Raw genomic sequence first — 23160 nt, 5'->3', positions numbered from 1 at the left:
CGCACCACCCGTTGTCAGCGGCGGCCGTACGCCACCGCGCAACGGCTGAGGGGCTGGTCCAGAGGCCTGCGCAGGTCTCTGGATCAGTCCCTCTCCTTCTTCGCCCGGCTCGGCTGCACCCGCTTGGGTTCCCCCGGCATCTTCGGATACTCGGGCGGGTACGGCAGGTCGCCGAGCCCGTGGTCGTGTTCGTCGCGGGAGGCCAGCTCCAGCAGGGCCTCCAGCGAGTAGGCGTGATCGTCCATGTCCGCGTGCACATCGCCGTGTTCGGTGAAGCGCACGGGCATGGTCGCGAGGTCGAAGTCCCGGGGGTGCGCGTCGTCGACCTCCTCCCAGCGCAGGGGCGCCGAGACCGGGGCGTGCGGGCGGGGGCGCACGGAGTAGGCGGAGGCGATGGTGCGGTCGCGGGCGGTCTGGTTGTAGTCGACGAAGATCTTCTCGCCGCGCTCCTCCTTCCACCAGGCCGTGGTGACGTGCTCCGGCATCCGTCGCTCCAGTTCCCGGGCGACGGCGATGGCCGCCCGGCGTACCTGGGTGAAGGTCCAGTTGGGCTGGATCGGCACGAAGACGTGCAGGCCACGGCCGCCGGACGTCTTGGGCCAGCCCTTCAGGTCGCCGTACTCGTGGAGGACCTCGCGGAGTTCGTGGGCGGCGCGGACGGCGTCGGCGTAGTCGGTGCCGGGCTGCGGGTCGAGGTCGATACGGAGCTCGTCGGGGCGGTCGACGTCGGTGCAGCGCACCGGCCACGGGTGGAAGGTGAGGGTGCCGAACTGGGCCGCCCACAGCACGGCGGCGACCTCGGTGGGGCACATCTCGTCGGCGCTGCGGCCGCTGGGGAAGGTGATGTGGGCGGTGGGGATCCAGTCGGGCATGTTCTTGGGCGCCCGCTTCTGGAAGAACGACTCGCCGGTCACACCCTCCGGGTAGCGCTCCAGGGTCGTCGGGCGGTTCCGCAGGGCGCGCAGGATGCCCGGGCCGACGGCGAGGTAGTAGCGGGCGAGGTCCAGCTTGGTGAAGCCGCGCTCCGGGAAGAAGACCTTGTCGGGGCTGGACAGCCGTACCGTCCGGCCCGCTGCCTCCAGCTCCACCGCATCGCCCATGCGAGCCACGGTAGGCGTAGCGCGCACACCTCGCACACCGGGCAGTACACCCGCACACCGGGCGGAAAGCGGTCGGTGCTCGCAGAATCGGAGCATGGACCTCCCTGTCATGCCACCCGTGATGCCGATGCTCGCCAAATCCGTGGCGAAGATCCCGCCGGGCATGCACTACGAGGCGAAGTGGGACGGCTTCCGGGCGATCGCGTTCCGCGACGGGGACGAGGTGGAACTCGGCAGCCGCACCGGCAAGCCGCTGACCAGGTACTTCCCCGAGCTGGTGGAGGCTCTGAAGGCGCGGGTGCCCGAGCGGTGCGTGCTGGACGGCGAGATCGTGATCGCCCGGGAGGGGCGGCTCGACTTCGACGCGCTGACCGAGCGCATCCACCCCGCTCAGTCACGGGTGCGCATGCTGGCCGAGAAGACCCCCGCGTCGTTCGTGGCCTTCGACCTGCTCGCGCTCGCGGACGAGTCACTGCTCGACGTGGCCCTCGCCGACCGGCGCGCCCTGCTGGTCGCGGCCCTCACCGGGGCCTCGGCACCGGTCCACGTCGCCCCGGCGACCACGGACATCGAGGTGGCCGAGCGCTGGTTCGAGCAGTACGAGGGCGCGGGCCTCGACGGAGTGATCGCCAAGCCGCTCACGCTGGTCTACCGGCAGGACGAGCGGGCGATGTTCAAGATCAAGCACGAGCGCACGGCGGACGTGGTGGTCGCGGGCTACCGCCTCCACAAGAGCGGGCCGGTCGTCGGCTCGCTGCTGCTCGGCCTGTACGACGACGGGGGCACCCTCCAGCACGTCGGGGTCTCCGCCGCGTTCCCCATGAAGCGGCGCGCCGAACTGGTGGAGGAGCTGGAGCCGCTGCGGATGGACGATGCCGCCGAGCACCCGTGGGCGGCCTGGTCCGACGAGGCCGCCCACGAGACGGCGCGGCTGCCGGGTGCGCCGAGCCGGTGGTCGGCGAAGAAGGACCTCTCGTGGATTCCGCTGCGGCCCGAGCGGGTGGCGGAGGTGGCGTACGACCACATGGAGAACGGGGTGCGCTTCAGGCACACGGCCCGCTTCCGGCGGTGGCGGCCGGACCGGACGGCTGAGAGCTGTACGTACGGCCAGCTGGAGGAGCCGCTGCGGTATGACTTGGCGGAGATTCTCGGGGAGCGGGGCTGAGCCCTTGCTGCCGGGTGCGGAGCGGGTGCTGTTCGAGCGTCTGCCTGGCTGATGCCGTTGTTCCGGTGCGGGCTCGTCTGTTCCGGTGCGGGTGTCGTGGCTTGTCGCGCCCACGCGGCGGAGCCGCTCATGGACACAGCCCAGCGCCCCTGAGGGCGGGCCCTGTGGCCCCTTCCATCGTCAGGGCGGGCCGGTGGGCCAACTGGCCTACCGACCCACCCCCAGACAAAAGCATGCGGGTATGGCCATCCATGAACATATAAGCGCACAATCGGCGACAAACGGACAGGGGTGGCCATGGTGGGCGTGAGACAGGGAACAAGGATGCGGCGCGGCAGGATGACGGCGGCGCTGCTGGCCGTCGCGATGGGGAGCTCTCTCATGGCGGGCTGCGGCAACGGCTCGGGGAACGTCGACGGACGGGGAAAGGGGCAGAGTCAGGAACAGGGACGCGGGGAAGACCGGGTCACCACGGCTCCCACGGGCTCCGCACTCGCCGTCAAGGTCGACAACACCCCGACGGCCCGTCCGCAGACAGGGCTCGACGCGGCGGACGTCGTGTACGCGGAGCAGGTGGAAGGCGGTCTGAGCCGGCTGATGGCCGTGTACGCGACCAGGCTGCCGGACGCCGTCGGCCCGGTGCGCAGCGCACGGGAGTCCGACCTGGAGCTGCTACGCCAGTTCGACAAGCCCACGCTCGCCTTCTCGGGCGCCCAGAGCAAGCTGCTGCCACTGATCGACAAGGCGCCGCTGCACCCGAAGTCCCCCGGGGACGCGGCCGGCGCGTACTACCGCAGCTCCGGCAAGCCCGCGCCGCACAACCTCTATCTGCGCCCCAAGCGGCTGCTGGGATCCGCACCGGGCGCCGACGCCCTCACGACGGGGTACCACTACGGCGCGGCCCCCTCCGGCGGCACTCCGGAGAACTCGCGCACGGTCAGCTACCCGGCGGCCCGCTTCACTTTCACCTGGTCCGGGAGTCAGAAGCGCTGGCTGGTGACCATGGACGGCACACCGACGGTGACGACCGACGGCAAGCGGGTGTCCGCCGGAACCGTGGTCGTGCAGTACGTGAAGGTGCGGCAGTCCAGGTTCCAGGACTTCCTCGGCAACAACACGCCGTACACGGAGACCGTGGGATCGGGGAGGGCCCAGGTGCTGCGCGACGGACGGGCGTACGACGTGAGTTGGAAGCGGGAGAAGCCCACCGACGGGACGGACTTCACCACGGCCGACGGCAGGCCGGTGAACCTCGCGAAGGGCCCGGTGTGGGTGGTGTTCGCGAAGGCTTCCTGAATGCGTGAAGGCTTCCCGAATGCGTGAAGATTTCCTGAACCAGGCCGGGGCTTCCCGGTCAGGCTTGGGTGGCGAGAGATTCCGCCGGGTTGCGGAGCCCTTCGGCGGCGTCCGCGACCCGGCGGATGAGGTCGAAGAAGACGGTCTGCTCCTCGGCGGAGAGCGGGGCCAGGAAGACCTGGTTCATCCGGGCCGTCCGCACGGTCAGCTTGCGGTGCGTACGGACACCGTCGTCCGTGAGGCGCAGCAGGAACCGGCGGCCGTCCTGCGGATCGCGGACCTTGTCGAGGAGCCCGCGCCGCGTCAGGCGGCTGATCACCTCGGCGACGGTGGACCGGTCGAGTCCGACCCGCTCCCCCACCGTGCGCTGGTCCAGTCCCGACTCGGCGACGAGCGCGTTGAGCACCGCGAACTGCGGCGAGGTGATCTCCTCCGAGACCATCGTGTTCCACAGCAGGTAGTGCGCCTGCTGGAGCCTGCGGGCCAGGTGCCCGGGGTGGGTGGTCAGGTCCACCGCGGCCATGTGCGCTCCCGAGGTCGTATTCGTTGGTGCACTGAACAATACCCGGAGGCGCCTCACCTGTCTCCAAGGAGGCACATACCGTGACCTCGACCTTCTCCGAGGCCTTGACGGCTCACTCCGCCAATGGCAGCGTGAAGGACACCTCGCTGAAATAATCAGTGCCCTGATTAATAGCCAGTGATGGCTGACCTGGGTGCTCGGACGGGATGGGGCTTCACGGATGGACAAGGTGGTCGCCACGGCCCTGGAGGCCGTGGCCGATGTGCCGGACGGCGCGTCGCTCGCGGTGGGCGGGTTCGGGCTGAGTGGTGTGCCGAACGTGCTGATCAAGGCGTTGTACGAGCGAAGCGTCGGCGGCCTGGGTGTGGTCTCCAACAACTGCGGGGCGATGGAGTCGGGGCTGGCGGTGTTGCTGTCGGCCGGGCGGATCACCCGGGTGACGGGCTCCTACATCGGGGCGAACAAGGAGTTCGCGCGGCAGTATCTGGCGGGTGAGCTGGAGGTGGAGCTGATCCCGCAGGGGACGCTGGCGGAGCGGCTGCGGGCGGGCGGGGCCGGGATTCCGGCCTTCTACACCCCGGCGGGCGTGGGTACCCAGGTGGCCGAGGGCGGGCTGCCCTGGCGCTACGACGGTTCCGGCGGGGTGGCGTTGGCCTCGCCCCCGAAGGAGGTGCGGGAGTTCGACGGCACCGAGTACGTGCTGGAGCGTGGAATCCGGACCGACTTCGCGCTGGTGCGGGCCGCGAAGGGCGACCGGCACGGGAACCTGGTGTTCAACAAGTCCTCCCGCAACTTCAACCCGCTGGCGGCCATGGCCGGCCGCGTGACGATCGCCGAGGTGGAGGAGCTGGTCGAGCCCGGCGAGATCGGCCCGGACGCCGTGCACCTGCCGGGGATCTTCGTGCAGCGGGTGGTGGCCCTCACTCCCGAGCAGGCCACCGACAAGGGCATCGAACAGCGCACGATTTCCGCGCTTCCGGCACAAGGGACGGTGAGCAACTGATGGCCTGGACACGCGAGGAGATGGCGGCCCGTGCGGCGCGTGAGCTTCAGGACGGCCAGTACGTCAATCTCGGCATCGGCCTGCCCACCCTGATCCCCAACTACCTGCCCGAGGACGTCGAGGTGATCCTCGAATCCGAGAACGGCATCCTGGGCACCGGGCCCTACCCCACCGAGGACCAGGTCGACCCGGACCTGATCAACGCGGGCAAGGAGACCGTCACGGTCCTGCCGGGCGCGTCCTTCTTCGACTCGGCGTTGTCGTTCTCGATGATCCGGGGCGGGCACATCGATGTGGCCGTCCTGGGTGCCATGCAGGTGTCGCAGAACGGCGACCTGGCCAACTGGGCGATACCGGGGAAGATGATCACCGGGATCGGCGGGGCGATGGACCTGGTGCACGGTGCCCGCACCGTCATCGTGGTGATGACCCACACCGCGAAGGACGGCTCGCCGAAGATCCTTCAGGAGTGCGCGCTGCCCCTGACCGGCAGGGCGTGCGTGAACCGCGTCATCACCGACCTCGGTGTGCTGGATGTGACCGGCGACGGACTGGTGCTGGTGGAGACCGCGCCGGGTGTCGGGGTCGAGGAGATCGTCGCGAAGACCGCCGCCAAGGTGAATGTCGCGGAAGAACTCGCCGAGGGGGTCCAGTCATGAAGGACGTCTACATCGTCGACGCGGTCCGCACGCCGATCGGCCGCTACAACGGCGCTCTCGCCACCGTGCGCCCGGACGACCTGGCCGCCCACGCCGTGCGGGAACTCCTCGCCCGCTCCCCGCAGCTGGATCCCTCCCGGATCGAGGACGTGTACTTCGGCAATGCCAACGGCGCGGGCGAGGAGAACCGCAACGTCGCCCGTATGGCCGCCCTGCTGGCGGGCCTGCCCACGTCGGTGCCCGGGGTGACGGTCAACCGGCTGTGCGCCTCGGGGCTGGAGGCCGTGATCCAGGCGGCCCGCGCCATCGCCTGCGGTGACGCCTCCATCGCGCTCGCCGGCGGGGTGGAGTCGATGACCCGCGCCCCCTACGTACTGCCCAAGAACGACCGGCCCTTCCCGGCCGGGCACACCGAGCTGTACTCGACCACGCTGGGCTGGCGCATGGTCAACCCGAAGATGGACCCGCAGTGGACCATCCCGCTCGGCGAGTCCGCCGAACTCATCGCCGACAAGCACGGGATCAGCCGCGAGCAGCAGGACGAGTTCGCCCTCGCCTCCCACCAGAAGGCGGCCAAGGCCCAGGCCGAAGGACTGTTCGACGCGGAACTGACCCCGGTCAGCATCCCGCAGCGCAAGGGCGACCCGCTCGTTGTCGGCGCCGACGAATGCGTCCGCCCGGACGCCTCCCTGGCGGCGATGGCCGGACTCAAGCCGTCATTCCGCACCGAGGGCGGGACCGTCACCGCCGGCAACGCCTCGCCCCTGAACGACGGCGCCGCCGCCCTGCTGCTGACCGACGAGGAGGGCCTGAAGGCCACCGGCCGCGCGCCCCTGGCCCGCGTCCGCGCGACCGGTGTGTCCGCGATCGACCCGCACTTCTTCGGGCTCGCGCCGGTCGAGGCCGTGGGCCGCGCCCTGACCCGGGCGGGCAGGACGTTCGCCGATCTCGACGTCCTCGAACTCAACGAAGCCTTCGCCGCCCAGGTCCTGGGCTGTGTGGCCGAGTGGCCCGAGTTCGACCCCGCCGTCCTCAACCCCCAGGGCGGCGCCATCGCCCTCGGCCACCCGCTCGGCGCCTCCGGTGCCCGCCTCGCCGGGACCGTCGCCCACCAGCTCGCCCGCAAGGGCTCCGGTGTCGGCGTCGCCACCCTCTGCATCGGCGTCGGCCAGGGCCTCGCCCTCGTCCTCGAACGCTAGGGCCCTTCTGATGGATCTCTGTGGAGGAAGGAGCGGCGTCCGGTGCGTGCGATCGGCGTGCGGCGTGGAGGGTCATGTGGCGGAGCCACCTGTCCCTTCGCGGCGTGCGTCATGGGGGTCCTCCCGCTCGAGCGAAGCCGAGAGTGGGGGAGTGCGTGCCGGACGTCGCGACGCCGCGGAGATCCATCAGAAGGGCCCTAAGACTCCCCCGAGGAACCCCATGACTCTCACCCAGCACGACATCGACCAGGAGATCGCGGCCCAGCATGCCGCGTACGAGAAGCGGATCGCCGACGGCGCCCCCGTCGAGCACCAGCCGCGCCGCGACTACGCGCCGTACCGCTCCTCGGTGCTCCGCCACCCGAAGCAGCCGCCGGTCACCATCGACGTCACCCAGGATCCGGAGCTGGTGGAGCTGTCCTCCCCCGCCTTCGGCGACCGGGACATCACCGAGATCGACAACGACCTCACCCGGCAGCACAACGGCGAGCCGATCGGCGAGCGCATCACCGTCTCCGGGCGACTCCTTGACCGGGACGGGCGCCCGGTCCGCGGCCAGCTGGTCGAGATCTGGCAGGCGAACTCGGCGGGCCGGTACGCCCACCAGCGCGAGCAGCACGACGCCCCGCTGGACCCGAACTTCACCGGAGTCGGCCGCACGCTGACGGACGGCAGCGGCTGCTACACCTTCACCACCATCCAGCCGGGCCCGTACCCCTGGCGCCAGCACCTCAACGCCTGGCGGCCGGCCCACATCCACTTCTCGGTCTTCGGCACGGCGTTCACCCAGCGGCTCGTGACGCAGATGTACTTCCCGAGCGACCCGTTGTTCCCGTACGACCCGATCATCCAGTCGGTGACGGACGACGCGGCGCGGCAGCGCCTGGTCGCGACGTACGACCACAGCCTGTCGGTCCCGGAGTTCTCGATGGGCTACCACTGGGACATCGTGCTCGACGGGCCGAACGCCACCTGGATCGAAGAAGGGCGCTGACCGCCATGACGAAGATCGACACGAGCCGTCCGGAGACCGTGCTCCCGACCCCGTCGCACACGGTCGGCCCGTTCTACGGCCACGCTCTGCCGTTCACCGGCGGCGGCGACATCGCGCCCCTCGGCCACCCGGACACGATCGTCCTTCAGGGGCACGTGTACGACGGCGAGGGCAACCCGCTGCCGGACGCCGTGGTGGAGTTGTGGGGTGCGGACCCGGACGGCAACGTGCCCCGGGTCGACGGCTCGATGCTGCGCGACCCGGCGAGCGGCGGCTTCCTGGGGCGCAACGGCGTGGAGTTCACCGGCTGGGGCCGCGTCCAGACCGACGCGTCCGGGCACTGGACCGCGCGTACGCTGCGGCCCGGGGCGCGCGGGCGGAACGCGCCGTACATCAGTGTGTGCGTCTTCGCGCGCGGGCTCCTCCTGCACCTGTACACCCGGCTCTACCTGCCGGGCGACGAGGCGGCGCTCGCCGCGGACCCTTTGCTCGGGCAGGTGGACGAGGCACGGCGCGGCACGCTGGTCGCCGTGGACGAGGGCAACGGCACGTACCGCTTCGACATCCGCCTTCAGGGCGAGGGCGAGACGGTCTTCCTGGAGTTCCGGTGACTCCCTCGTCCTTCGGGAGGGAGTCACCTCCAGCCGGTTCCGACGGCTACGACGGTCCCGACGCCGGTCTGCTCGCGCCCGGGTCGGCCGGCTCCCCCGCGTCTTCGACGACGAGCGATGCCGCGTATCTGCGGGCGCTGCTCGACGCGGAGGTCGCGCTGACCCGTGCCCAGGCCGCACTCGGGCTCGCTCCGGAGGCGGCGGCGACGGCGGTGAGCACGGCGGCCGTGACCGGGAGCCTCGACCTCCGGGACATCGCGGAGCGTGCGCGCGCCGGCGGAAATCCGGTCATGCCCCTCGTCGCGGATCTCACGAAGGCGGTCGGCGCGGAGTACGGCCCGTACGTCCACCGGGGCGCCACCAGTCAGGACATCATGGACACGGCGACGATGCTGGTCGCCGTACGCACCCTCGACCCGGTGCTGGCGGATTTGGAGCGCACACAGCGGGCCCTGGCCCGGCTGGCCGCCGAGCACCGTGACACGGCGATGCCCGGGCGGACGCTCACCCAGCACGCGGTGCCGACGACGTTCGGGCTGAAGGCGGCGGGCTGGCGGTCGCTGGTACTGGACGCCAGGGACCGTCTGGGGGCCGTACGGAACGGGCTGCCCGCGCAACTCGGCGGCGCGGCGGGCACGTTGGCGGCGTTCGGCGTGTTCGGCGCCTCCGACAGCGAGGCGCTGGTCGCCGCGTACGCGCGCGAACTCGGGCTGGCCGAGCCGCTGTTGCCCTGGCACACCCTGCGCACCCCGGTCGCGGACCTCGCCGGTGCCCTCGCCTTCACCGCGGGTGCCCTGGGCAAATCGGCCGTCGATGTGCTCACCCTCTCCCGCACGGAGATCGCGGAGGTCTCCGAGGGCAGCGGAGGGGGTTCGTCCGCCATGCCGCACAAGGCGAACCCCGTACGGTCCACGCTGATCGCCGCGGCCTCCCGGCGTGCCCCGCAGCTCGCGGCCACGCTGTACGGCTCGCTGGTCGCGGAGGACGAACGGCCCGCCGGGGCCTGGCACGCCGAGTGGGAGCCGTTGCGCGATCTGCTGCGGCTGGTCGCGGGCGCGGCCGGGAACGCGGTGGAGCTGACGGAGGGACTCCGGGTGCACGCCGGCACGATGCGACGGCATCTCGACCTCACCCACGGGCTGATCGTCTCCGAGCGGCTGGCCGCCGAGCTGGCACCGGTGCTCGGCCGTGCCCGCGCCAAGGAGCTGCTGTCCGAGACGGCGAAGCGCGTGTGGGCCGAGGACCGATCCCTTGTCGAACTCCTCGCCGAAGAGCCGGAGTTGAAGGGCCTCGACGTCGACCTCGCGGACTGGACCGACCCCACCCGTTACACGGGCTCCGCCGGAGCCCTCACCGACCGTGCCCTGGAGCGACGTTGACCGACAAGCTGCTGAACCACCGCGCCGAGGGCTCCACCACCGCTCCCCCGCTGCTGCTGGGCCCCTCGCTCGGCACGTCCACCGCGCTGTGGGACAAGGTCGCGCCCGAACTGTCCGCCACGCACCGGGTCGTGCGCTGGGACCTGCCGGGGCACGGCGGTTCGGCGGCGGACCTCATCGGCCCGGGGGCAACGGTCGGCGATCTGGCGGGCCTGGTGCTCGCGCTCGCCGACGCACTCGGCATCGAGCGGTTCGCGTACGCGGGCGTGTCCCTGGGCGGCGCCGTGGGCCTTCATCTGGCGGTCCACCACCCGGAGCGGGTGTCGGCGCTCGCCGTGATCTGTTCCTCCGCCCACTTCGGCGGTTCCCAGCCGTGGGAGGAGCGGGCCGCGCTGGTGCGCCGCGAGGGGCTGGCGGGGCTCGCGGAGTCGGCGAACTCCCGTTGGTTCACGGCCGGTTTCACGGTGCCCGAACTGGTGGCCGACCACCGCGCCGCGGACCCGGGGGCGTACGCCGCGTGTTGTGACGCGCTGGCCGCGTTCGACCTCCGGGACCGTCTCCCCGACGTCACCGTGCCCACGCTGCTCGTCGCCGGCCGCGAGGACCCCGCGACACCGCCCGCGCACCTGCGGGAGATCGCGGACGCGGTACCGGGATCGGCCCTGGTCGAGATCCCCGGCGCCTCTCACCTGGCGCCCGCGCAGTGCCCGCAGGCGGTCCTGACCGCGCTGCGCGCCCATTTCTCGGGCGGCGCGAAGCGTGGCATGGAGGTGCGCCGCCAGGTCCTCGGCGACGCGCACGTGGACCGCGCGCAGGCCCGGCAGACGCCGTTCACCGCCCGCTTCCAGGACTTCATCTCCCGCTACGCCTGGGGCGAGATCTGGACGGACCCCACGCTCACGCGCCGCGAACGCAGCATGATCACGCTGACGGCGCTGGTGGCACACGGCCACTACGACGAACTGGCGATGCATGTGCGCGCGGCGCGGCGGGGCGGGCTCACGCCCGAGGAGATCGGGGCGGTGCTGCTGCAGACAGCCGTGTACTGCGGTGTCCCGGCGGCGAACTCGGCGTTCGCCACGGCTCAACGGGTACTCGCGGAGGAGGCCGAGGGTACGGGGGCTGACCCTCTGGGTCGCATCGCCCCCGCCGCCCCTACCCGTCCCATCCCCAGGGGCTCCGCCCCTTCAACCCCCGCCAGGGGGCGCCCCTGGACCCCCGGGTTTCGGGGCTCCGCCCCGGACCCCGTTTCGGGGCCGGCCCCCGCACCCCGCTCCTCAAACGCCGGAGGGGCTGGAAGGTGCGGGCGGGGCTGGATTGTGCGGCCGGGGCTGGGGTGTGCGGGCGGGGCCGGGATCTTCCGCCGGGGGATTTTCAGCCGAGGCCAGGCACCACCCAGCCCGTCCGGCGTTTGAGGACGAGGCCGTTCAGGCCGACAGCGGGGGTCTGGGGGCGGGCCCCCAGGGGACGGGAATGGGTAGGGGCGGCGGGGGCGATTCACCCCGGCCCCAACCCTTCGTCCAGCGCCCTCCGCGCCCGGGCCACCAGCCCGTCCGCCCCGCAGGAAGTCGCCAACGTCAGCCCCTCATGGAGTTCCGTCACGGAGCGGAGGGCGATGGCGTAGTCGATGCGGGCCGCGGCGTGTTCGTACGCGCAGGGGGATGCGGACAGATAGGAGACGGCCTGGGCGTGCAGTGAGGTGGCTCGCTGGCCGGTCTCCAGGGCCGCGGCGAGGCGAAGGGCCTCGCCGATGGCCGTGTCGGTGCCGAAGCGTTCGGCCTGGCGGCGGACGGCGGCCGAGAGTTCGGCCGCACGGCGCGGGTCCTCGCTCGCGAGCGCGCGGGCGAGGTCGCTGCTCCAGGGCGCCACCACGGTGTTGTGGTGGCCGCTGGCGACCGCGGCCTTCTCGGCGGCCTCCAGTTCGTTGATGCCCTCCTCCCGGCGGCCTGTGGCGAGCAGCAGCCGACCGCGTATGGAGCGGGGCTCGGGCAGCACGATGGTGGAGGGGTACGGCGGCGCGAAGCCGTACCCCTCCGCGATCTTCCACGCCTCGTCGACATGGCCGCGGGCGAGCAGCGTCTCGACGAGGTTGCAGGTCACCGTCCAGTACAGCGGCAGCCGACGGCCGACCCGCTCGGCGATGCGCAGCGACGCGCGCAGGGATGCCTCCGCGTCCCGGAGGCGGCCCCGCCGGCGATGGCCGAGGCCGACGTAGGCGTGGGCCAGGGCGAGATGGCCGCCGCTCCAGCCGGCGGACTCGTAGGCGCGCAGGGCTTCCGCGTACAGGCTCTCCGCCCGGTCGAGCCGGTCCGCGTAGGCGTACGCGGTCGCCAGCATCAGCAGCGGTTCGATGCCCCACTCGGTGTCCGTCCAGCCGAGTCCGGGCGCGAGCTGACCGCCCACGAGGGCGCGGTCGCAGTACTCGACGACCTCCTCGGCGTTGTCGCCGCGCGTCAGCAGGTCGAAGCCGCGGAGGATGAGCAGCGCGCGCTCCGAGTTGTTCCGGCCCGTGCAGGTGGCCGCGAGGACCGCGAGTTCCTCGGAGCACTCCGGTAAGTGATCCTCACCCGGGTGGAGGCCCTCCCACATGTAGTGCACGGCCCTCAGCCGCAACTGGGCGGGGCCGGGGCCGAGCCGGGCGGCCTCCTCGTCGATCGTGCGGACGGCGTCCTCCAACTGGTCGTTGTGGACGAGGGCCTGCGAGAGCCGGACCACGGCGTCCACGCGGGTGTCGCCGCCGAGGCCCGGCATCGCGAGCGCCGACTGGAGGTACTCGATGGTGGTGGCCGGCGAGGTCAGCAGCGTGGCACAGCCCAGTTCGTAGAGCACCTCCGCGTGGATGTCCGGTTCGGGCGGTTCGAGCAGGGCGCGCTCCAGACAGCGGCGGGCGGCGTCCGGTGCGCCGATGACGAGATGCTCGCGCGCCGCCGCGCGCATCTGCTCGACCACTTCCCGGTCGCCGTCCGGCTGCACCTGCAGGAGGTGGCGGGAGGCCGCGGCGGCTCCGAGCCCGGAGGCGGTGACGATCGCCGCGGCCACGCCGTGCATCGCGGTGCGCATGGTGGGCGGGATCGAGTTGTACACGGCGGTGGCGATCAGCGGATGCACGAACTCCAGGTCCCCGTCGCCCACCTGGCGGGTCGCCGGGTCCGTCTCGGTGAGGATGCGGGCCGCGCCGAGCAGCCGCACACAGTGCACGGCCTCGTCGGGGCTCAGGGTGGCCAGCGTGGCCACGAGCTCCACGGTGATGCCGGTGCCCAGAATGGCGGCGGCCCACGCGAAGCGGGTGGCGTCGAGGCCGAGCCCTTCGAGGCGGGCGACCAGGCCGCGGCCCCGGGCCGAGTGGTTCAGCGCGCGCAGTTCGGCGGCCGACGGCTCGACCGGTTCCAGTTGGCTGTCCTGGACCTTGGCGAGGAGTTCCACGGCCTCGTACGGGTTGCCGCCGGTGACCGCCCAGACCTCGCGGCAGAACGGCGCGTCGGCGTGCTCGCCGACCGTGTCGCGGGTGAGCCCGGCCGTCGCCTCGGGGGTCAGCGCGCTCAGCGGCGCGGTGAGGCGGGCCGAGGCCGCGACCTCGTCGAGGAGGTCGGCGCGCTCCCCGGTGACATCGGCCGGGCGGCGGGCGACCACGACGAGGACGGACAGTTCGTCGAGGCGCTCGGCGAACGCGGCCAGCCAGTGCAGGGTCTCCCTGTCGGCCCAGTGCGCGTCGTCGATCAGCAGGACCAGGGGCCAGTCGCGCCGGGCGAGCCGGCTGACGACCGCGATCAGGCCGTCGCACACGCCCTGCGGATCGGCCAACCGGTCACCCGGGGCCGCTACCCCGAGCGCGGGGCCGGCGATGTCGTACCAGTCGCCGAGGTACTCCCGCGCCTCGTCCGGCATCAGTGACAGCAGGGCGGGCTGCATCAACTGCCGTACGACGTTGAAGGGGACGGAGGTGACGGTCTCGCCGCCGCGCGCCGACCACACGGTGCAGCCTCGCTTCTCCGCCAGGCGACGTGCCTCGGCGAGGAGCGCGGTCTTGCCGATGCCCGCCTCGCCCTTGAACACGAGGAGGCCTCCCCGGGACGCCCGGTCCTGGCGCAGGGCGTCGATCGCCTCCTTGATGGCGGCGAGTTCCGCGTCGCGCTCCCACAGGGAGGCCGAGGCGCCCCCACCCGGCCGCGCCTCCGTCATCCCAGTACCTCCCCAGATCGCCCAAACGACGTAAGGGGATCGAGCGTAGCCCTCCACAAGCCCCTGTGGAGGGCGGTCGGGGCACGTGGTGCCGACACGAGTGACACCCGGTGTACGGGAGTGACGCGGCGCCCCCTTCACCAGCCCCGGTGAAAGTTATTGACAGTCGACGACCGCCGCGCTGAAGCTAATTTTCCAACATCGTTCGGTCTCCCGCCCCGGAAGGAACCGGCATGACGGCCGCCCCCGAGCACGGCCCGGACCAGCAGACCGCCACCCGGCCAGCACAGTCCCGCAGGGCGCTGTTCGCGGGGTCGGTGGGCAACCTCATCGAGTGGTACGAGTTCGGCGTCTACGGCTACTTCGCCACGATCATCGCGGCCCGCTTCTTCACACCGGAGGGCGGCAGCGAGATCGAGGGCCTGGTCAAGACGTACGCGTCGTTCGCGCTCGCGTTCTTCTTCCGGCCGGTGGGCGCGGCGCTGTTCGGCCGTCTCGGTGACCGGATCGGACGCCGTCCGGTGCTGATCATGGTCGTCCTGCTGATGACGGGCGCGACGACGCTGATCGGCGCGCTGCCCACGTACGCCACGGCCGGCGCCCTCGCCCCGTGGCTGCTCACCTTCCTGCGGGTGCTCCAAGGGTTGTCCGCGGGCGGGGAGTTCGGAGGCGCAGTGTCGGTGATGACGGAGTTCGCGCCACCGGGCAAGCGGGGGCTGTACGGGTCGTGGCAGTCGTTCACGGTGGCGCTGGGACTGCTCGGCGGGGCCGGGGCGGCGGCCCTGCTGGCGACGCTCCTCACCGCGGAGGAGCTGGGCTCCTGGGGCTGGCGGCTGCCGTTCCTGCTGACGCTGCCGCTGGGCCTCGGCGCGCTGTGGCTCCGCCTGCGGCTGGACGAGACGCCGGCCTTCCGGGAGGAAGGTTCGGCCGAGCGCCCGCCGGCGCGGGAGGTCGCGCGGGCCATCGCGCTCGGCGCCGGACGGATCATGGGCTGGGCGGCGGCCGGTTACACCTTCCTCGTGGTGCTGCCGTCATATCTGCAGAGCAGTCTGAACGCGACCTTCCAGCAGGCCCTCGTGGCCACGGTGCTGGCGAACCTCGGCTTCGCGGTGACGATCGTCCCCGCCGGGTGGCTCAGCGACCGAGTCGGGCGCCGGCCGGTGATGCTGACGGGCGCGCTGTTGGTGACGGTCCTGGCGTTGCCGCTCCTCAATCTCCTCCAGGACGCGGGGACGTCGAACACGGTGAAGGGCGTGGCCGTGTTCGTGGCGGGGGCGGTCGTCGGGCTGATGGCGGGGCCCGGCCCGGCGATGCTCTCCGAGTTGTTCCCCACGAACGTCCGCTACACGGGCCTGGGGCTCGCCTACGCCCTGTCAAACGCCGTGTTCTCGGGCTGTGCGGGGCTCGTCATCACGGAGACGATCGAGCGCACGGGGAGCGTGGACATCCCGGGGTACTACGCGGCGGTGACGTGCGCGGTGAGCGCGCTGGCGCTGCTGATGCCGCGCAGAGACCGCTACGGGCAGAGGAGTTGAGGGATGCGGGTGATCGGTCTGATGTCGGGCACGTCGTACGACGCGATCGACGCGGCGGCCGCGGACCTGTGCCTCGACGGGGACACCCTCACGCTGAAGCCGCTCGGGCTGGTCAGCGATCCGTACGACGACGCGCTGCGGGAGTCGCTCGCCGCGGCGCTCCCCCCGGCGACCACCACCCTGGCCGAGGTGTGCCGCCTGGACACCCGGATCGGGCAGGCCTTCGCGGCGGCCGCGCTGCACGCGAACGGTCAGCTCTGCGACGGGCGGGCCGAGTTGGTCGCCTCGCACGGGCAGACCGTGTACCACTGGGCCGAGCGGGGCACCGTGCACGGCACCCTCCAGATCGGTCAGCCCGCCTGGATCGCGGAGGCGACGGGGCTGCCCGTGGTCGCCGACTTCCGGCCACGCGACATCGCCGCGGGCGGCCAGGGCGCGCCCCTGGTGAGCCTGGTCGACCTGCTGTTGCTGCGGGGCCGTCCGGGCACACCGGTCGCGCTGAACCTCGGCGGCATCGCCAACCTCACCGCACCGGACGGCACCGCCTTCGACACCGGCCCGGCGAGCGCCCTCATCGACGCGGCCGTCCGTGACTTCACCGGCGGGCGCCTGCCGTACGACGTGGACGGCACCCTGGCCGCCCGGGGCACCGTCCACGAGCCGCTGCTGGCGCGGCTCCTGGACGAGCCGTACTACGCGCTGCCCGCACCCAGGACAACGGGCAAGGAGCTGTTCCACGCGGGTTATCTGCGCGACGCGCTCGCCGGTTTCCCGGTGCTGCGGCCGGAGGACGTCGTCGCGACGCTCACCCGGCTCACCGCGCGCACCGTCGCCGGCGCCGCCCGGACCGTTCACGCCACGGAGGTGATCGCCTCCGGTGGCGGCACCCTCAATCCGGTGCTGATGGGCATGCTGGGCGACGAGTTGGGCGGTGTCCCGGTGCGCACCTCCGACGTGCTGGGGCTGCCGTCCGCCGCCAAGGAGGCGTACGCCTTCGCGGTGCTGGGCTTTCTGACCGTGCACGGGCTGCCGGGCACCTGTCCGACGAGCACCGGGGCCCGGCACGCGAGCCTCCTGGGGTCGGTGACCCCGGGGCGTCGGGGGTTTCCCGGAGGGTTGCCGTCGGAGGGTGGCGTCGGGCGCGGGCCGGTGCGGATGGTGTGCGAGCCGGGGGAGTTGCGCGGGTGACCGGTCGCGGAGGTGGGCCCTTCTCATCCATCTTTCACGCTCACCTCATACCGTGACCCCATGACGCAGGAGACTCCCCCCGGCTGGTACCCCGACCCCGGGCAGACAAGTGACGGCCCCGCCACCGAGCGCTGGTGGGACGGCAAGGCATGGACGGACCGGATCCGGCCCGCGGAGCCGTCCGCCACATGGGGGCCCCCGACGCAGGTGCCGCCCGCGGAGGCGTACCCGGCGGCCATGGGACCGTACCCGGCGTATCCACCCGCCCCTCCGCGGCGCGGGCTGCGCATGGGCATAGCCGTCGCCGTGGCCGCGGCCGTCCTGGCGAGCATCGGCGTGGGCGTGTACGCCCTCACCAGGGACGAGGGGAACGGGAACGCGGCCAGCTCGCAGGGTCCCGGAGAGCCGAACGGCCAGGACGGCCCGGGCGACGGGCAGGGTGGTCCCGGCGGCGGCTCCGGGGGCCCGGACGGTCAGGGCCCGGGGCCCGGTGAGTCCGCGCAGCCGCGGATCGTGGACGGGTACGCCGTCGACCCGGTCAACGGCATCGGCATCCCCGTGCCCGACGACTGGACCGCCGTGTCGCTCGGGGTGGGCGTGCAGGTCACGACCAAGGACTCGTACAAATGCCCCGGCGACACCTCGAAGACCTGCACGCGCGGCGGCGCGTACTCCGCGCCCGCCGAGGCGCTGGAGCTGGACGCCAGCACGGCCGAGGCCGCCGCGAAGGCGGACATCGAGAAGAACGCCGAGGAGGCTTACGGCGGCACGGCGTACGGGAAGATCACCTCGCGCGACGAGCTGGCCTCCGAGGCGGTGACCGTGGCCGGCGAGAAGGGCTATCTGGTCCGCTGGAAGGTCGCCACGAGCGAGGGCGACGACGGCTACGTCGAGTCGCTCGCGTTCCCGGCGCCCGCCAACCCCGAACGGCTCGTCGTGATCCGCTTCGGCATCGACGTCGGGTCCAAGGCACCGGAGCAGTCCGTCATCGACGAGATCACCAAGGGCATCAAGGAGATGTCGGGCGGCGGCAACGGGCAGGACGTCTGACCTGCGGACGCTTTCCCGGGTCTACGAGGGTCTCGTTCTCCGGGCGCTTCGGCCAGGGCACTCCGGAGATCCAGGGCACTCCGGAGATCCAGTCAGCCGGGTGGAGTCCCCCTCCGCTCAAGAGGGACCCCACCCGGCCGGGGAGTGCGCCGCCCCCGTCCCCACGGTGCGGCGCGGTCGGGCCGACGTCCGGTCATCCCTCGGACGACGGCCCGCGCTCTATGGCGGGCCGCCGGGAGGCCCGCCGCCCAGCCCGAGCGCCGGGAGGACCGCGGCCTCGATGAAGCGGGTCAGATAGGCCTCGTCGGCGTCCCGGCCCTCCAGGAGCGGGCGGGACCGCAGCACACCGAGGATCTGCGCGGGCACGTATTCCGTCGCGGGATTGTCCGGGGCGATCTCGCCCCGGGCGACCGCGCGGTCGAGAAGCTCGCGGAGGCCGGCGATCTCCGGCTCGACGAACGCGTCACGCATCGCCCGCCGCAGGCACTCGTCCTGTGTGATGGCGTGGGTGAGCCCGTGGAGCAGCCGGGCGTCACGGCCGAACCCGCGGGCCCCGGCGCGCGCCGCCACCTCACGCAGGTCCCCGGCGAGCGAGCCGGTGTCGATGTCGGCGAACCGCGGACGGCTGTGGGCCCGCAGCGCGGCCGCCACGAACTGCGGCTTCGTCTTCCACTGCCGGTACAGCGTGGACTTGCTGCACCGCGTGCTCGCGGCCACGCCCTCCATGCTCACGGCGTCGTAACCGCACTCGCGGATCTGGTCGAGCACGGCGTCGAAGAACTCCTGCTCACGCTCGGGCGTGATCTTGGAGCGGCGCGAGCCGGCGACCGTCTCCGGTCCGTCCGCTGCCTGCGACGTCATGCTCTCTCCCTCTTCCCGCTCGGGGCCTGATCCGTGGTCCTGATCGGTGCTCCGTCTCACACAGTGTATAGCGATACGCCACTGTACCGAAACGCCTTCGTATCGGTACAGTGGCGTTTCGGTACACCACCGTATCGGTACGTTCGCGTATCGGTGATCCAGTACGACGACGTCAGCAAAGGGGCCGGGGGATGGAAGCCCGAACCGAGCCTGCAGGATCCGGGTCCGAGGCGGCCATACGGCGCCGGGCCTCGCCCGACGACACCGCCCGGCCACCCCTCGTCCGCGAGCTCCTGCTCGTCGCGGGACTCTTCCTCGTCTACAAGTTCGGCCGTCTGCTGGCGAACGGCCACACCGGCGAGGCCTTCCGCAACGCCGGGCGCGTATGGGACTGGGAGCGGGCCCTGCGCCTGCCCGACGAGGCCACCGTGCAGTCCGTACTCCTGCACGGCGACGGTCTCGCACAGCTGGCGAACAGCTACTACGCGGTCGTTCACTTCCCGGCCACCGCGGCCTTCCTGGTCTGGCTCTATCTGCGGCGGCCGACGCACTACGTGTGGGCCCGCCGGGTCCTGGCCGCCGTCACCGCCGCCGCCCTGCTGCTGCACCTGGTGTTCCCGCTGGCTCCGCCGCGCCTGCTCGACGGCACGGGCCTCGTCGACACCGGCCAGGTGTACGGGCCCACGGTGTACTCGGCGACCCCGGCGACCGACTCGATGGCGAACCAGTTCGCGGCGATGCCGTCGCTGCACTTCGGCTGGGCGCTGATGGTCGCGATCGGCCTGATCGCCGCCACCCGGTCCCGATGGCGGTGGCTGTGGCTCCTGCACCCGCTGGTGACCCTGCTGGTGATCGTCGGCACGGCGAACCACTACTGGCTCGACGCCGCCGGAGCCGCTGTGCTGCTCGGCCTCGCCCTCGCCGCGGTCCACCTGCCGTACCGCACGACGACGACCGCCGGGCGCGCCCCGGAGCTCGTCAGGACCGACGAGCCCGTCCTGGTCGGAGCGGGCCGATGAGCGCCACCCTCGTCGCCGTCGGCCTCTCGCTGTTCTCGGCCGTCGCGTACGCCTCCGCGGCCGTCGCCCAGGAGCGGCTCGCGTCCCGGAGCGGTGACGCGGGCGTGGGCCGGCTTCTGGCGAGTGGCGCCTGGTGGGGGTCCGTCGTCCTGAACGGGTCCGGCGCGCTGCTGCACGTCGTGGCCCTGAAATACGGTCCGCTGACCGTGGTGCAGCCGCTCGGTGCGCTGACGCTGGTGGCTGCGGTGCCGCTGGGCGCGCGGCTGGCCGGGCGGCGGGTCAGCGCGGTGGAGTGGCGGGGCACGGCGTTCACGCTCGCCGGTCTCGCCGCGATCCTGGTCGCCGCGTCCGGCCCCGCGCCCCACGACGTACTGAGCGTGCCGGAGGCCCTCGCGGTCGCCGGAGGGACGGCCGCCGTGATCGGTGTGCTCGCCCGGCCGGGTGCGCGGCCGGGGCTGCGGCAGGCGACCGCGTCCGGCTTCGCCTCGGGCGTCGCGTCGGCGCTCACACAGACGGTGACGGTGGCCGCGACGGACCACTCGGACTCACTGCTCAGCGTTCAGGTGATCGGGCTCGCCCTGCTGGTCGCGGCCTTCGCCACGGGTGGGCTGCTGCTCTCCCAGACCGCCTTCCGGGGCGGCCTCGGCGCCCCGCTCGCCATGGTGACCCTGGCCAATCCGGTCGCCGCCTCGGTGATCGGCCTGTCGCTGCTGGGCGAACAGGTGCGATCCGGCCTCGTGGGCGTTCCTCTGGCCCTGGCGGGAGCGGCACTGGCGTCCTGGGGTGTGGTGCTGCTGTCACGGGCGACGCCCCCATCACGCCCCGTGGACCTCACTGTCCCGGACGGCGACCATCCGGTGGACCATCCGGTGGCAGCGGTCCTGGCGCTGGAGCCCGGACAAGCCCCGTACGAACCCTCGTTGGCGCCCCGTCGTCGGCCGGCCTCGCCCCCTCCTGGGCGCCTGACTCCCTTGTGATCCCCCTCGACGTGCCCCTCTCGACGAGCACCGGGCCGCCGCCGGGGCCGCTCACGGCGGCCCCGGCCTGCTGCTGTACCCGGATGTCCTAGTACGTGATCATCGCCGGATCGCTCACTCCGGCCCGCCCGTTCTCGACGTGCCCCGCGAACCGGCGCAGGAAGCCCGGGTCGGTGTCGGAGACGACGGTCAGGTCGTACCAGCGCTTGCCGCCACGCAGGTCCACCGTGTGCCGCACGGTGGCCCCCGCCCGTACCCGGAACGTCCGGGGGCGGCCGCCGTATCCGTCCGTGAGCGTCAGGTTCGCCGTGCGGGAGCCCTTGTTGGTGAACGTCAGCTCCACGTCGTCGCCGACATGCCGCGCGGTCACCTCGGGTCCGGCCGCCTTGCCCGGGCCCCTGAAGACGCGCAGGAAGCCGTTCGGGCCGTGCACGGTCAGGTCGTACGAGCCCTTCGAGGCGGCCGAGTTCCAGGTGTCCGAGATCCTCTTGCCCGCCTCGGTGGTGTAGTTCCACGGCCCGTCGGTGCGGTTGCCGGACGTGACGAGGAACGCGGCGCCCGCCTCGGGACCGGAGGCGAAGGTCAGCGTGAGAGTCCCGGCCGCCGGGTCGGCCGAGCCGTCCACCCTCGGCTCGTACTTCAGGGGGCGGGCGGGGCGCAGGCCGCGCTCCTGCTTCGGCATGCTGGGGTCGGCGGGAACCGTCGGCCGGTAGTCGGGGTGACGTTCGCGGTCCGCCGGCTCGTACTCGTCGGTGTCCGGCAGTTCGGCCGGTCGGCTGTCCTTGCGGGAGAAGTCGAAGGCCGAGGTGAGATCGCCGCAGACCGCGCGCCGCCACGGCGAGATGTTGGGCTCGTGCACCCCGAAGCGGCTTTCCATGAACCGGACGATCGAGGTGTGGTCCAAGGTCTCGGAGCAGACGAAACCGCCCTTGCTCCAGGGCGAGACGACCAGCATCGGCACGCGCGGGCCGAGGCCGTACGGACCGGCGACGTGGCTGGAGCTCCCCGCGAAGAGGTCCGGGCCCACGTCGACGGTGGACTTGCCGTGGGCGGCGGAGCGCGGCGGCAGCGGAGGCACGAGGTGATCGAAGAAGCCGTCGTTCTCGTCGTACGTGATGAACAGCGCCGTCTTCGACCAGACCTCGGGGTTGGCGGTGAGGGCGTCCAGGACCTGGGCGATGTACCAGGCGCCGTAGTTCGAGGGCCAGTTGGAGTGCTCGGAGAAGGCCTCGGGTGCGGCGATCCAGGAGATCTGCGGCAGCTTGCCCGCCTTGACGTCCGCCTTCAGCCGGTCGAAGTAGCCGTCGCCGTTCTTGACGTCGGTGCCGGTGCGGGCCTTGTCGTACCACGGATCGCCGGGCCTGGCGTTCCGGTACTTGTTGAAGTACAGCAGCGAGTTGTCGCCGTAGTTGCCGCGGTAGGCGTCCGGAATCCAGCCCCAGGAGCCCTTCGCGTCCAGGCCGTCGCCGATGTCCTGGTAGATCTTCCAGGAGATGCCCGCCTCTTCGAGGCGCTCCGGGTACGTCGTCCAGTCGTAGCCGACCTCGTCGTTGCCGAGGACGGGGCCGCCGCCCTTGCCGTCGTTGCCGGTGTAACCCGACCACATGTAGTAGCGGTTCGGGTCGGTGGAGCCGATGAACGAGCAGTGGTACGCGTCGCAGACGGTGAAGGTGTCGGCCAGCGCGTAGTGGAACGGGATGTCCTCTCGCGTCAGGTACGCCATGGTCGTGGTGCCCTTCGCGGGGATCCACTTGTCGTACTTGCCCCCGTTGTAGGCGGCGTGCCCGTCGGGCCAGCCGTGCGGCAGGCCCTCCAGGAACTGCATGCCGAGGTCGTCGGCCTCGGGGTGGAAGGGCAGCACGTCCTTGGTGCCGTCCGACTGGTGCCACACCGACTTGCCGTTGTCGAGGGTCACCGGATGCGGGTCGCCGAAGCCGCGGACACCTCTGAGGGCGCCGAAGTAGTGGTCGAAGGAGCGGTTTTCCTGCATCAGGACGACGATGTGCTCGACGTCCTCGATGGTGCCGGACCGGTGGTTCGCGGGCAGCGCCGCCGCCCGCTCGATGCTGGTGGACAGGGCGGTGAACGCCGTGGTGGCGCCCGCGAGTTGGAGGAATAGGCGCCGGTTGACCTCAGGCATGGGCGGGTGACCTCTTGTCCTGGAGTGGTGCGGTGGATGTGGCCTGCGGGCAGGGAGTGTGCTAGGGCCTGTTCTGAGTTCCCCGTCGTCCGCGCGGAGCGCGGGCGCAGCGGCGTTCGGTGCGTGCGATCGGCGTGCGGTGTCGCAGGTCATGTGGCGGAGCCACCTGTCCTGCGGCGCCGTGCGGCGAGCGTGCGTGCCGGGCGTCGGGGCGCAGGCGGGGAACTCAGAACAGGCCCTAAGCGCAGCGAACGTCGGGGAAGACCCCGTGGCGCGCGTGTG

The 23160-nt window shown here is 72.1% G+C and carries 18 protein-coding genes and 1 pseudogene; 14 read left to right on the top strand and 5 right to left on the bottom strand.

Annotation, left to right across the window (positions count from 1 at the left end; all coding sequences use genetic code 11):
• Positions 1–83: 83 nt before the first annotated feature.
• Positions 84–1100, bottom strand: coding sequence for a non-homologous end-joining DNA ligase (gene ligD, locus E0500_RS24105; RefSeq protein ID WP_131569051.1), 1017 nt, complete (start codon positions 1098–1100; stop codon positions 84–86).
• A gap of 94 nt (positions 1101–1194) precedes the next feature.
• On the opposite strand from ligD, the gene E0500_RS24100 reads away from it, so the two are divergent.
• Together E0500_RS24100 and E0500_RS24095 are read left to right on the top strand one after the other, a co-directional pair.
• Positions 1195–2265 (top strand): ATP-dependent DNA ligase, encoded by a 1071-nt coding sequence (locus E0500_RS24100; RefSeq protein ID WP_131569053.1) that lies wholly within the window; start codon positions 1195–1197, stop codon positions 2263–2265.
• A gap of 324 nt (positions 2266–2589) precedes the next feature.
• Entirely contained in the window at positions 2590–3561 is a 972-nt protein-coding gene (locus tag E0500_RS24095; RefSeq protein ID WP_258572915.1) for a DUF3048 domain-containing protein, read from the top strand.
• Positions 3562–3619: 58 nt separating this feature from the next.
• Here the strand turns inward: E0500_RS24095 and E0500_RS24090 are convergent, their stop codons facing one another.
• Positions 3620–4084 carry a MarR family winged helix-turn-helix transcriptional regulator gene (locus E0500_RS24090; RefSeq protein ID WP_131569057.1) on the bottom strand — a complete coding sequence of 155 codons (465 nt, stop codon included), beginning with the start codon at positions 4082–4084 and terminating at the stop codon, positions 3620–3622.
• A 220-nt stretch (positions 4085–4304) separates the two neighbouring features.
• Between E0500_RS24090 and E0500_RS24085 the strand changes: the two genes are divergently transcribed.
• From E0500_RS24085 to pcaD, 7 genes and pseudogenes are all read left to right on the top strand, one after another.
• Positions 4305–5087 (top strand): CoA transferase subunit A, encoded by a 783-nt coding sequence (locus E0500_RS24085; protein ID WP_131569059.1) that lies wholly within the window; start codon positions 4305–4307, stop codon positions 5085–5087.
• A complete protein-coding gene (locus tag E0500_RS24080; RefSeq protein WP_131569061.1) occupies positions 5087–5746 on the top strand; it encodes a CoA transferase subunit B in 660 nt (219 codons plus the stop codon). Before E0500_RS24085 ends, E0500_RS24080 begins: the two co-directional genes overlap by 1 nt.
• Positions 5743–6945, top strand: a complete 1203-nt coding sequence (locus E0500_RS24075) for a thiolase family protein (protein ID WP_131569063.1) — start codon at positions 5743–5745, stop codon at positions 6943–6945. Before E0500_RS24080 ends, E0500_RS24075 begins: the two co-directional genes overlap by 4 nt.
• Positions 6946–7165: 220 nt before the next feature.
• Entirely contained in the window at positions 7166–7939 is a 774-nt protein-coding gene (gene pcaH / locus E0500_RS24070; protein WP_131569065.1) for a protocatechuate 3,4-dioxygenase subunit beta, read from the top strand.
• A gap of 5 nt (positions 7940–7944) precedes the next feature.
• The gene (gene pcaG / locus E0500_RS24065; protein ID WP_131569067.1) at positions 7945–8550 is read left to right on the top strand and encodes a protocatechuate 3,4-dioxygenase subunit alpha; all 606 of its coding nucleotides are present in this window, start codon (positions 7945–7947) and stop codon (positions 8548–8550) included.
• 68 nt (positions 8551–8618) lie between these two features.
• On the top strand, positions 8619–9929 hold the full coding sequence (pcaB, locus tag E0500_RS24060) for a 3-carboxy-cis,cis-muconate cycloisomerase (RefSeq protein WP_220141259.1): 1311 nt from the start codon (positions 8619–8621) through the stop codon (positions 9927–9929).
• Positions 9926–11044: pseudogene (pcaD, locus tag E0500_RS24055) on the top strand (3-oxoadipate enol-lactonase); the annotation flags it as partial. The gene pcaB and the pseudogene pcaD, both read left to right, overlap by 4 nt.
• A 382-nt stretch (positions 11045–11426) precedes the next feature.
• On the opposite strand, the gene E0500_RS24050 reads toward pcaD, so the two are convergent.
• Positions 11427–14108 carry an AAA family ATPase gene (locus E0500_RS24050; RefSeq protein ID WP_131569457.1) on the bottom strand — a complete coding sequence of 894 codons (2682 nt, stop codon included), beginning with the start codon at positions 14106–14108 and terminating at the stop codon, positions 11427–11429.
• A 233-nt stretch (positions 14109–14341) separates the two neighbouring features.
• Here E0500_RS24050 and E0500_RS24045 point away from each other — a divergent pair, with 233 nt between their 5' ends.
• The 3 genes from E0500_RS24045 to E0500_RS24035 are packed head-to-tail and all read left to right on the top strand — an operon-like array spanning position 14342 to position 17881.
• Positions 14342–15643 (top strand): MFS transporter, encoded by a 1302-nt coding sequence (locus E0500_RS24045; RefSeq protein WP_131569455.1) that lies wholly within the window; start codon positions 14342–14344, stop codon positions 15641–15643.
• A 3-nt stretch (positions 15644–15646) separates the two neighbouring features.
• Positions 15647–16831 carry an anhydro-N-acetylmuramic acid kinase gene (locus E0500_RS24040; RefSeq protein WP_131569453.1) on the top strand — a complete coding sequence of 395 codons (1185 nt, stop codon included), beginning with the start codon at positions 15647–15649 and terminating at the stop codon, positions 16829–16831.
• 60 nt (positions 16832–16891) lie between these two features.
• Positions 16892–17881, top strand: coding sequence for a DUF2510 domain-containing protein (locus E0500_RS24035; protein ID WP_131569451.1), 990 nt, complete (start codon positions 16892–16894; stop codon positions 17879–17881).
• Positions 17882–18100: 219 nt separating this feature from the next.
• On the opposite strand, the gene E0500_RS24030 is transcribed toward E0500_RS24035, so the two are convergent.
• Complete coding sequence (locus tag E0500_RS24030; RefSeq protein ID WP_131569449.1) at positions 18101–18742, bottom strand: TetR/AcrR family transcriptional regulator; 642 nt, start codon at positions 18740–18742, stop codon at positions 18101–18103.
• 191 nt (positions 18743–18933) lie between these two features.
• On the opposite strand from E0500_RS24030, the gene E0500_RS24025 reads away from it, so the two are divergent.
• Positions 18934–19761, top strand: coding sequence for a phosphatase PAP2 family protein (locus tag E0500_RS24025; RefSeq protein WP_131569447.1), 828 nt, complete (start codon positions 18934–18936; stop codon positions 19759–19761).
• Positions 19758–20738: a hypothetical protein gene (locus E0500_RS24020; protein ID WP_131569445.1), complete on the top strand. Its 981-nt coding sequence runs from the start codon at positions 19758–19760 to the stop codon at positions 20736–20738. The genes E0500_RS24025 and E0500_RS24020 overlap by 4 nt, the downstream gene beginning before the upstream one ends.
• A gap of 88 nt (positions 20739–20826) precedes the next feature.
• On the opposite strand, the gene E0500_RS24015 is transcribed toward E0500_RS24020, so the two are convergent.
• Entirely contained in the window at positions 20827–22878 is a 2052-nt protein-coding gene (locus E0500_RS24015; RefSeq protein WP_131569443.1) for a phosphocholine-specific phospholipase C, read from the bottom strand.
• Between the last annotated feature and the right edge of the window lie 282 nt (positions 22879–23160).

Source organism: Streptomyces sp. KM273126, assembly GCF_004337435.2.
Lineage (GTDB): Bacteria > Actinomycetota > Actinomycetes > Streptomycetales > Streptomycetaceae > Streptomyces > Streptomyces acidicola.
Note: the sequence above shows the minus strand (reverse complement) of the source record. Positions and strands in the feature narration are given on the sequence as shown.